The sequence below is a fragment of the Streptomyces sp. NPDC002690 genome (genome assembly GCF_053592415.1).
Window position 1 is genome coordinate 1 of the sequence record NZ_JBSFVR010000298.1, and the last position, 9356, is coordinate 9356.

General features: G+C 71.1%; 12 protein-coding genes. 6 read left to right on the forward strand and 6 right to left on the reverse strand.

The features are described from left to right. Positions 1–49: 49 nt before the first annotated feature. Together ACWD3D_RS27970 and ACWD3D_RS27975 are read right to left on the reverse strand one after the other, a co-directional pair. On the reverse strand, positions 50–823 hold the full coding sequence (locus ACWD3D_RS27970; protein ID WP_451463559.1) for a hypothetical protein: 774 nt from the start codon (positions 821–823) through the stop codon (positions 50–52). Continuing rightward, positions 820–1416: a hypothetical protein gene (locus ACWD3D_RS27975; RefSeq protein WP_451463560.1), complete on the reverse strand. Its 597-nt coding sequence runs from the start codon at positions 1414–1416 to the stop codon at positions 820–822. Before ACWD3D_RS27975 ends, ACWD3D_RS27970 begins: the two co-directional genes overlap by 4 nt. A 208-nt stretch (positions 1417–1624) precedes the next feature. Between ACWD3D_RS27975 and ACWD3D_RS27980 the strand changes: the two genes are divergently transcribed. Beyond that, the gene (locus ACWD3D_RS27980; RefSeq protein ID WP_451463561.1) at positions 1625–2032 is read left to right on the forward strand and encodes a DnaJ family domain-containing protein; all 408 of its coding nucleotides are present in this window, start codon (positions 1625–1627) and stop codon (positions 2030–2032) included. A 440-nt stretch (positions 2033–2472) separates the two neighbouring features. On the opposite strand, the gene ACWD3D_RS27985 is transcribed toward ACWD3D_RS27980, so the two are convergent. Beyond that, entirely contained in the window at positions 2473–2868 is a 396-nt protein-coding gene (locus ACWD3D_RS27985; RefSeq protein ID WP_451463562.1) for a DUF3224 domain-containing protein, read from the reverse strand. 628 nt (positions 2869–3496) lie between these two features. Between ACWD3D_RS27985 and ACWD3D_RS27990 the strand changes: the two genes are divergently transcribed. Further along, positions 3497–4087, forward strand: a complete 591-nt coding sequence (locus tag ACWD3D_RS27990) for a GNAT family N-acetyltransferase (protein ID WP_451463563.1) — start codon at positions 3497–3499, stop codon at positions 4085–4087. A gap of 232 nt (positions 4088–4319) precedes the next feature. On the opposite strand, the gene ACWD3D_RS27995 is transcribed toward ACWD3D_RS27990, so the two are convergent. Next, the gene (locus ACWD3D_RS27995) at positions 4320–5009 is read right to left on the reverse strand and encodes a DJ-1/PfpI family protein (RefSeq protein ID WP_451463564.1); all 690 of its coding nucleotides are present in this window, start codon (positions 5007–5009) and stop codon (positions 4320–4322) included. Between the two features lie 98 nt (positions 5010–5107). On the opposite strand from ACWD3D_RS27995, the gene ACWD3D_RS28000 reads away from it, so the two are divergent. Beyond that, on the forward strand, positions 5108–6076 hold the full coding sequence (locus ACWD3D_RS28000) for a GlxA family transcriptional regulator (protein WP_451463565.1): 969 nt from the start codon (positions 5108–5110) through the stop codon (positions 6074–6076). 171 nt (positions 6077–6247) lie between these two features. On the opposite strand, the gene ACWD3D_RS28005 is transcribed toward ACWD3D_RS28000, so the two are convergent. Continuing rightward, entirely contained in the window at positions 6248–7156 is a 909-nt protein-coding gene (locus ACWD3D_RS28005; protein ID WP_451463566.1) for an alpha/beta hydrolase, read from the reverse strand. A gap of 72 nt (positions 7157–7228) precedes the next feature. Between ACWD3D_RS28005 and ACWD3D_RS28010 the strand changes: the two genes are divergently transcribed. The 3 genes from ACWD3D_RS28010 (at position 7229) to ACWD3D_RS28020 (ending at position 8548) form a co-directional block, all read left to right on the forward strand. After that, the gene (locus ACWD3D_RS28010; protein WP_451463567.1) at positions 7229–7399 is read left to right on the forward strand and encodes a hypothetical protein; all 171 of its coding nucleotides are present in this window, start codon (positions 7229–7231) and stop codon (positions 7397–7399) included. Between the two features lie 163 nt (positions 7400–7562). Further along, complete coding sequence (locus ACWD3D_RS28015) at positions 7563–7916, forward strand: hypothetical protein (RefSeq protein WP_451463568.1); 354 nt, start codon at positions 7563–7565, stop codon at positions 7914–7916. A 128-nt stretch (positions 7917–8044) separates the two neighbouring features. Further along, positions 8045–8548 (forward strand): DUF6328 family protein, encoded by a 504-nt coding sequence (locus ACWD3D_RS28020; RefSeq protein ID WP_451463569.1) that lies wholly within the window; start codon positions 8045–8047, stop codon positions 8546–8548. A 43-nt stretch (positions 8549–8591) separates the two neighbouring features. Here ACWD3D_RS28020 and ACWD3D_RS28025 read toward each other — a convergent pair whose 3' ends face one another. Next, entirely contained in the window at positions 8592–9302 is a 711-nt protein-coding gene (locus ACWD3D_RS28025) for a VOC family protein (protein ID WP_451463570.1), read from the reverse strand. Positions 9303–9356 lie beyond the last annotated feature (54 nt).

Sequence of the window (9356 nt, forward strand, 5' to 3'; positions counted from 1 at the left end):
GGCCGCTCGTCTTCCGGGGCGGCGTCCGTGGGCGTCGTCCGGGGCCGGGTCAGACCGACAGCAGCCGGTCGGTGAGGTCGCGGTAGTGCTGGAGCACGATCCGCAGCTGCTCGGTCCGCTCACCGTTCCGCGCGCCCGGGCCCTCCGGGTTCTCCTCGGTGCGCAGCGCGGTGCTCCGCTCGGCGAGCGCCTTGACCAGGTTCTCGGTCACGGCGTCGAGGGTGGCGCCTGCCTCCCTGACCGCGCGCTGCGGGTCCTCGACGAAGTCGCTGACCGCGTGGTGCATCCGCCGTTCCAGCTCGTCGTGGTCGCTCCTCGTGAGCAGGGCCCCGTCGTGGTCCGGGCCGGCCTTCCCGGACGCGGAGGTCCCGGGGGTCTCGCGGTGGGTTCCGGTGGCGGACTTCTTCGCGCCGGGGGTGCCGAAAGAGCCGGTGCGGTCCGTGCCCGTCCTCGTGCCGACGGGCCCGGTGGGGTCAGATTCCCCGGTGTCCTTCGTGCCGTTGCCGTCCACTCGCCCCGTACGGTCCGCTTGTCCCGTATCGTCCGTACGCTCGGCGCGGTCCGTCGCGAGGCCGCGACCGGCGCGGTGGGTGCGGCTCCCGTCGGCCGGCGTGGTCTCCGCTCCCGCCGTCTTTGTCCTGGGGGCATGTACGGGCGCGGGGCCCGCGGCGCGCTCCGGATCGGATGTGGTCCGGGTCCGGTCGGCGGTCTCGGGAGTCACCCCGGAACGCGCCATGTCGTCCGTGGAGACCATGTCGTCCGTGCGGCGGGCGTCTGCCGCCCCGTCGACCCGTTCGCCGTTCGTGGAAGATCCGTAAGTCATGACGTCACACTTCCCTTCGCGTGATGCTGCTTGTCCATGTCCGTCCGGTCCCGCTCGACCCGTCCCGTGGTCCGGTCCCCGAGCAGGGAGTCGAAGAGGGCGCGGGCCTCGACGAGGTCGGTGCGCAGTTCCTCCGTCCCACCCGAACCGTCGCGTGCCGCGTGCACCCGGCGGTAGGCGTCGACGTGCGTGCCGTGGTGGACCGACAGCGCTTCCGCGCGGTCCTCGGCGCCGCCCGCCTCCGGGAAGCCACGTTCCCGGGAAAGCTCGTCGAGGAGGTCGCCGGCCTCGGCGACCGCGTCCTCGGGAGCGTCGACGAACCGCTCCTGCACCCGGGTCCAGCGAGCGGTGTACCGCTCCCGTGCCTCTGCCGACAGCGGCTGCGCGCTGATCGAGCCGTGCCGCTTCACCCGCTCCGCGAGCTCCTGCTCGGCGAGCTTGGTGTCGCCCTGATGGCGGGCGAGGACCCGGTCGTACTCCGGTCCGAAGCGGCGCTTCAGCCCACCCGCGCCGGTCGCCCGGCCGCGCTGGAGGAAGTAACCGGCGATCGCCACCACGACGACCACGCCAATGATGATCAGTACGGTTGTCATGATTGCGTCTCCCGCCGTTCGCTGTCCGGTACGCGGTTCTCTCGCACGGTCGTCAACTCCCTCCGATCCGGGCTCCGGCCGGTTGGTCCGGCCGAGCGGGGTGCGTGAAGTCGTGTACCCCCGACCGGCACTTCGAGACAGTGCTGTTCGAACAGCGCGCTGGGTATCGTGGAAGGGCCGTGGCGCAGTACGGAAGAAGAGGTGTGCCGTGACCGAACGGAAGCCCCCTGGCATCAGCTTCGACTCGTGGGTGGACCGGCAGATCCACGAGGCCGAGCAACGCGGCGATTTCGCCTCCCTGCCCGGCTTCGGCAAGCCGCTCCCCGGACTGGGACGCACCTACGACGAGGACTGGTGGATCAAGGAGAAGATGCAGCGCGAAGGACTTTCGGTCCTGCCGCCCGCCCTCGCCCTGCGCAAGGAGGTGGAGGACGTCCGCCGCGCGATCGCCGAAGCGGTCTCCGAACGCCGGGTGCGGGAGCTGATCGACGCGATCAACGAGAAGATCGACGAGGCCGTGAGGATGCCTCCGCCCGGACCGCCGCTCAACCTCGGGCGCCTCGACGTCGAGAAAACGGTCGGCGAATGGCGTGCGGCCCGCTCCGGCCGATCATGACGCTGGGTGGTCGGGCGGGATCGTGACGTTCTTCGAGGCGCCCGACGACACGTCAGTGGGTCCAGGCTCGCGCCTGTCCCACCGCACTCGCGGATGCCGGACACCCCGGGGCGCGTGGTGTCGCCGCTTCGTGGGTCGGACTGCGTACGGAGGGCGCGAAGTCTTTCTCCGGCGAGGAAGCGCGGACATCTTCCGTCGTGGGCCGAAACGGTCATTCGTCCAGCTGGGCCGAGTGCTCCTCCTGGTGCCAGAACTCCTCGACGCGGCGTACACCTGCTCGTGGTCGACGCCGTACGACAGACTGACGCGTTCGAATGTGCCCGCCGTGCCTCCGAGGTTCGTGGCCGGCGCCCTCGACGGGCGCTCGCTCGCCTCAAGTGGCCGGTCCCCGACGTCCTTCGGAGGCCGGCCACGTGGTCCGGACGGTGTGCGGGCGTGTGTCAGCCCAGCGTGTAGTCCAGCACGTAGGAGTGGCTGCCTTCCTCGGACTGGTCGATCTCGAAGACACCCGTGATCCCCGCGAGGTCCCCGGAACCTGTTCCCGGGGCCACACGGATCACGATCTGCTCACCATGGCTACCGGGCGCGCTGTGCTGGAGGACGAAGGAGCCCTTGCGGCCGTCGAGTTCGCCCGTGAATCGCTCCACGGCGACATAGGCGGCGGGACGGCCATCGCTGTCGGCCACCGACAGCATGTGCACGGTGCTGGTGCCGGCCAGGCCGCCCCGGAAGGTCTTGGACATCCGCACGCGGCCGAGCGCGGCGCCGGGGCCTTCGTCGAGCACCTCCGGTTCGAATGATGTGACCTCGAACGTTCCGTCGACCTTTGTGCTCATTCCGAACCCCCACATCGCGATCCTCCGTACCGCCCAGCAGCTTCGCACACCGCACTGACATGGACGCCGGTACTCAGGATCGATCCGGTGGCCGTGGCTCGCGCACCGACCGACGACGCCCCGCGTCGACGCGGACACCCCCGCGCCCGCCACCGCGGGGTCTTGGCCGCCGGGCGGCGGCGAAGGCGCCCGCATCGGCCGCGGGAGAGACATCCGCAGGGAACGACCGGCCGTGGACGCGCACGGAGGGCGCGGGCGAATCCGGAACGCAGATCGGTCCCGCCGCCCCCGGTAGGAGTGGTCCCCTCCGCCGCGCAGCGGATGACCGCCAGATGTGCGGCGGCTTCGCACGACACCACCTGCGCGAGATCCCGGCGGCCACCGACGACGAGAGCCGGAAACGCCGGTTCGGCCGGGTGTGCGGATGGTGGAGCGATCCGGTGGCCGGGAGGTGCCGTCGCCCCAGAGCGGAAGGCGCATCCGCTGTGCCGCGTCCGCCCGGGCGGGCGGGGTGCGCACCACCAGGTGCCGGGGACGGGACCTGCCGTGCCCGGGTACGGGGTAACGGGCCGGCGTGAGTGTCGGTCCCGGGGAAAGGCCGTACGGTCCCTGAGCGACAATTGCCCTCATGGAAGCGCGGAGCACCGACCCCGGTGCGGTACTCATCAGGCGGGCCGTCGCCAAGGACGCCAAGCGACTGACCCGCCTGGTCAGGACGTCGCGGGCGTACGAGGGTCACTGGGCGCCCATGGTCGAGGGATACCGCGTCGGGCCCGACTACATCGAGGCCCACCGGGTCTTCGTCGCGGTCGCCGGAGCCGGAGCCGGAGCCGGAACCGAGGCGGGACCCGGAGCCGGAACCAAGGCGGGACCCGGACCCGGAACCGAGGCGGGACCCGGACCCGGGGCCGGAAGTCCCTTGCTGGGCTTCTACTCCCTCGTGCTCGACGCGGGTGAGCCGCACGGCCCCGCCGCCACCGGTGAACTGGACCTCATGTTCGTCGCCGATGCCGCCCAGGGGCACGGGATCGGCCGCCGCCTCGTCGCCCACCTGCGCCAAGAGGCCGCCCGGGCCGGCCTGGACGCCGTCCGGGTGGTCTCCCACCCGCCGTCCGAGGGTTTCTACCGCCGCGTCGGCGCCGAACGCACCGGTACCGTTCCCGCGAATCCGCCGTACGTGATGTGGGACAGGCCCGAACTGATGCTCCCCATCGCCTGAGCGGTGCCCGCCTGGACAGTGATTCCCGGGGGTGGCGCGTGAAGCGTCGAACGGCCCGGTGGTCCGGCCTTGTCACCGAGCTGCGCCTGGTCCACGCTCGCCGTACGGGCTGGAAGCCATTCCTCCAACGTGTGATGGCACCCGATCCGTGACATCCACCAGTGAAAGGGGGTGCGCTTCCGGTTTGCCGTGGTACGGCACTGGGGGTAGGGCCTCGCCGCCGCGGAGGCGCTCAGGTTGTCAGGCGGTCCAGGAGCGAGGGCTGATCTGCCAGGGCCGATGTCAACATGGCTCGGGCATGGGGCTTGAAGAAGTCGAGTTCGGCTGACTTCCAGTCGATGCCGCCCAGGGGTGGCCGCGGGTCGTACTCGATGAGGAGCTGGACCCTTCGGGCGGTCTGCTCGCCCGCAAGGCGGTCGACCAGGTGGAGGGCCATGTCGATACCGGCCGACACCCCGGCGGAGGTGAGCACGGGGCCGGCCTCGACCCAGCGTTCGGTGACGGGCGTCGCGCCGAACTTGGCCAGCAGGTCGCGGAATCCCCAGTGAGTGGTGGCCTGACGACCGTCGAGCAGGCCGGCGGCACCCAGGATCAGGGAGCCGGTGCACACCGAGCCGACGACCTCAGCCGTCCGCGCGGCCTGGCGGATCCAATTCAGCAAGGACTCGTCGGCCAGGGCGGCGAGGGCCGGCGCGGTCCCGCCGGGAACGATCAGCGCGAAGGGCTCGGGGACTTGGTCGAATGTGTGGCTCGGTGTCAGTTTCAGCGGGGTGTCGGTGTCCCGGGGGGCGAGGTCCTGCCCGACGACGACCACCTCGAACGACGGGTCGATCTGGGCCAGCGCCGACAGCACTTGGAGCGGCCCGACCAGGTCGAGCGGGGTGATGCCGGGATAGAGCACGAAGGCGAGCGTCTTGGTCATGCCGTCACCTTCGGTCCCCGGCACCGGAGTGCCAAGGAGAGAGAGCGAACAGGTCGGAATTCTTGGGATGCACGTCATTCCGACATAGGGTCCTGGTCGTGGAGGAACGAGTGGTGGTTCTCGTCGGATACGACGAGGCCGAGTTGCTGGACATTGCCTGCGTGACGACAAGCTTGATCACCGCCAACCGGCTCGGAGCCAGCCCCGCCTATGACGTGAGCGTGGCCACCCCGGGAGGCCGTGCGATCACCTGCGACTCGGGGCTGACGCTTCAGGGCCGGAGATCCCTGGAGCGGCTGCGGGGACCGCTGGACACACTGATCGTCTCGGGAGGGTTCGGCCACGAGGCCGCGGCGGACAACCTGCGGATCGTCGGCCACGTCCGGCGCCTGGCCAGGGAGAGCCGCAGAGTGGCCTCGGTCTGCACGGGGGCGACCGTCCTGGCTGCCGCTGGTCTGCTCAACGGCAAACGCGCCACGACCCACTGGCGGTATGCCGACCAGTTGGCCCGCACCTACCCGGAGATCACCGTGGATCCCGCGCCGATCTATATTCGCGACGGAAGCGTGTCCACGGCGGCAGGCGTCACCAGCGCCCTGGACCTCACCCTGGCCTTCATCGAGGAGGACCACGGCGCGGAGTTGGCGCGTTCAGTGGCCCGCGGCCTGGTCACCTATCTTCAACGGCCCGGCAACCAGGCGCAGATGAGCATGTTCACAGCGACCCCGGCACTCACGAACAGCCTGGTCGGGCGAGTCGTCGACCACATCACCAGCCACCTGGCCGGCGACCTGACCGCAGCCGCACTGGCAGCCGAGGCGGGGGTCAGCGAACGCCACTTGACCCGCCTGTTCATCAACCACCTCGGAAGGGCGCCAGGTCGATTCGTCCGCGACGCACGCACCGAAGCCGCTGCTCACCTCCTGGTTTCCACCTCCACACCCGTGGCGAGCGTGGCCGCAGCATGCGGTTTCAGAACCGCTGAAACACTCCGCCAGGCATTCGTCAGCCGTTACGGGACACCGCCTTCGCACTACCGGGCAACGCAAAGCGCACCAGCCACCTGACCGGGGCACCCCGCGCGTCTCCATGACCTCTCCGATCCCGTCGAGGTGACGGCGCGCCACCTCCGGGTCGGTCGAGTCGGCCACCGTCTTCTGCGATTCGCCGACGAGGTGCTCGATCCTGTTGACTTGCCGTGCACCCACTGCGGCTCCCTGCCCCGGGCGGTGACGCGGTCAGTCGGCAAGAACGCCCTCCCGTCGCAGCCAGGCCACGCACGCGGTCGTCCAGGACGCGGTGTGCGGCTCGCGCGCGATGAACTTGTGCGGCTCGCCGCCGTATTCCACGCCGTCGGCCAGGCCGATGCCGTGGCTGCCGCCCGGGTAGACGTGCAACTCCACCGGTACCGCGGCCGCCGCCAGCGCCCGGGTCCATTCCAGGGCGTTGGGCAGGCCCGGCGGGTCCTGCGCGGTGGCCCACACGAAGGCCGGACACACCGACGCGTCCAGATGCTTGGCCGGGGACAGCTCGTCCTTGATGGGCAGCAGGTCGCCGAGCAGGTTCTCGACCACGGACGGCGGCAGCAGGTCGAGGTCGGCCAGCGCATAGGCCAGGATCGCGAAGTCCGGTCGGGGTGGGTCGGCGACGTCCTTCTCGATGGACAGGACCTGACCGGTCATGAGCAGCCCGGCGAGTTGGCCGCCTGCGCTTGATCCGATGACGCCGACCTTGCCGACGTCGAGGCCGTGGTCGCCGTTGCGGATGTGGTCCAACCCGGCCCGTGCGTCTTCGAGCGGGGCCGGGAAGCGGTCCGGCAGCAACCGGTAGGACAGGACGAAGGCGTGGATGCCGAGGCTGGACAACCAGCGCGCGTAGCCCTCGCCCTCGTGCGGTGGAAGTTCCCGGAAACCGCCGCCGGGCAGGACGAGGACGGCGGGTCGGGGGCCGAGGAACCGGTCCTCGGCGGGGTGAAGCGTGATCTTCTGTGAAATGGGGATGGGAATGGCAGTAGCCACCTTTCGATACGACGCCTCCATGCCTGACGATCCACCCGCCAGCGGCACGCGGCGCTGCCGAAACCATAACTGCCGTGACCAGATGCACAGTTGGCCGACGCGCTGCCGCAATGGCGTCAGAGTGAGCACGCAGTCTCCGAGTGCCGCGAGTCGGCGTCCCGGCCTCACGCCGCGTTCTCGGCAACGTCAAGCGCCTTGCGCATGTGCCGCCTTCCCAGGCAGCCGCGCGGGGAGGGACATGATGTCCGCAACGCCGAACCGCTGCTGCTGTCGCTGCTCGCCGCCCTGACCGTGCCCGGCGCGGGGGCGGCCCTGACCGTGGTGCGCCGCCGGTGCCTGTCCTTCCGCACCTGGATCCCGCACACCATCTGATCAGCCGTCTGCTGATCGAGACCCGGGCAGCCCCCGAAGCGCGGGGCGCCCGGCTCTCCGCCCGGAACGGGGCTGATCGCGGCCGACTGGACCGGGCCCGCCACCGTCGTCGTCCACTCCACTCCCGGCGGTCCGCGCCGGACGGGGACGATGGCGCTCTCGGGTGTACGAGCCGCCGGGCGCGCTCGACGCCGAGGCCGAACAGCGGCTCATCGAGCAGATCCGCCGCCTTGCCGACGCCGGCCAGACCGTCGTCCTCATCACCCACCGGCTCGCCGGCGGGCGGGCCGCCGACGAGATCCACGTACTGGAGGAGGACAGGGGCGTGGAGAGCGGCTCCTGCGACGCGCTGATGTCGGACGGCCACCCCGGCCCGGGGACCTTCCGCGCCCTGTACGGCATCCAGGCCGCCCCGTACGGGGTGACCGCCGCCGAGGTCCCGCCCAGGCCGCACCCGTCGATCAGACGGAACCCCGCAGCTGACACTCCGTCCCACGATCGCGATACGCCCGGCTGAGGGAGTGCACCGAGCGGCACCGCACCGGTACGACCATCACGGGATTCACTGGAAGGAGTGAGGGGAAGGCGTAGGACTCCTGCCGGGGGACGACCCCCGGCAGGCAAGTCGACGAGGGGAGAACTCCGGTGGCGGTCGCTCGGGACGACGGACGACAGGAAAGCCCGGAAGAGCGCGCGGACCGGCAATGGGGTGAGTTGCTGCAGGAGCTCCGGGTCGCGCAGACCGGGGTGCAGATCCTCTTCGGGTTCCTGCTCGCCGTGGTCTTCCAGCCGCGCTTCGCCGAACTGGCCGAGGCGGACCGGACCATCTACGTCGTCACGGTCATACTGGGCTCCTCGACGGCCGCCGCTCTCATCGGCCCCGTCTCCTACCACCGGCTGCTCTCCGGCCGCCGGATGAAGCCGCAGACCGTCGCGTGGGCGGCGCGGCTGACCATACTCGGACTCGTCCTGCTCTTCTGCACCATGTGCAGCGCGCTGCTGCTGATCCTGCGGGTGGCGCTCCACAACCACCTGGCGCTCTGGCTCGTCGCCGGCATGGCGCTGTGGTTCGCGGTGTGCTGGTTCGTCTTCCCGTTGTGGGCGATCGCCCGCGACAACCGCGAGGACGCCGCGCCCTCGGAGTCCTGAACGGGCCCCGGGCGGCCCGGAGGCAGCCGGCGCCCACTCGGGCTCAGGCCCCGGCGATCTCCGGGCTGCCGACGTTCGTGACGCCGAAGACCGCGCCGTCCGGGTCGCGCACCACCGCCTCCGTACCGCCGCGGACCTCGTTGAGGGCGATGACCGTTCCGCCGGAACGACTGACCGCTTCCGCGGTACCGGCCACGTCGTCCACCAGGAACTGCACCTGCCAGTGGGGACGCACGACCGGATCGGGCGAGGCCTCCACCGCCCCCGAGCTGATCCGTGCCAGCGGGCGGCCCTCGCAGCGCACGATGACCTCCTCGTCCTCGTAGGAGACCTCGCAACTGCCCGGCCGCCCACTGGCCCAGTCGAGTACCCCGCCGTAGAAGATCGCCGCGTCGAACGCGTTCCGCGTGCGCAGACGCAACCAGGCGTACGAGCGGTCCGGCGGCGTGGACCGGGGCGAGGGGGGTGTGAGGCGCTCCCAGAGCCCGAAGACCGCTCCGTCCAGGTCGGCCGCCAGGACCCCGCGCCCCTCGTTGAGGGTCAGCGGCCCCACCGCCACCGTCGCGCTGCGCTCGCGGACCCGCCCGGCCGCGACGTCCGCGTCCTCGACGGCGAAGTACGGCAGCCAGGCGACGGCGGTCTGGTAGGCGGACGAGACACCCCCGATACCCGCCAGCGGCACGCCGTCGCGGCGGGCGACGGAGAACTCGGGGCTGCGCAAGCAGGGTCCCGGCCTGGTCACCGCTGCCGACATCGCGCCGCCGGCCGGCGTCGAGGTCCACAACCCGGACCTCGTCCTCGCCACGCT

Coding starts and splice junctions, on each gene's coding strand:
- ACWD3D_RS28010 (WP_451463567.1), top strand. CDS start 7,229: ATGTGCCGCCTTCCCAGGCAGCCGCGCGGGGAGGGACATGATGTCCGC.
- ACWD3D_RS27970 (WP_451463559.1), bottom strand. CDS start 823: ATGACTTACGGATCTTCCACGAACGGCGAACGGGTCGACGGGGCGGCA.
- ACWD3D_RS27995 (WP_451463564.1), bottom strand. CDS start 5,009: ATGACCAAGACGCTCGCCTTCGTGCTCTATCCCGGCATCACCCCGCTC.
- ACWD3D_RS27990 (WP_451463563.1), top strand. CDS start 3,497: ATGGAAGCGCGGAGCACCGACCCCGGTGCGGTACTCATCAGGCGGGCC.
- ACWD3D_RS28025 (WP_451463570.1), bottom strand. CDS start 9,302: ATGTCGGCAGCGGTGACCAGGCCGGGACCCTGCTTGCGCAGCCCCGAG.
- ACWD3D_RS27985 (WP_451463562.1), bottom strand. CDS start 2,868: ATGAGCACAAAGGTCGACGGAACGTTCGAGGTCACATCATTCGAACCG.
- ACWD3D_RS27975 (WP_451463560.1), bottom strand. CDS start 1,416: ATGACAACCGTACTGATCATCATTGGCGTGGTCGTCGTGGTGGCGATC.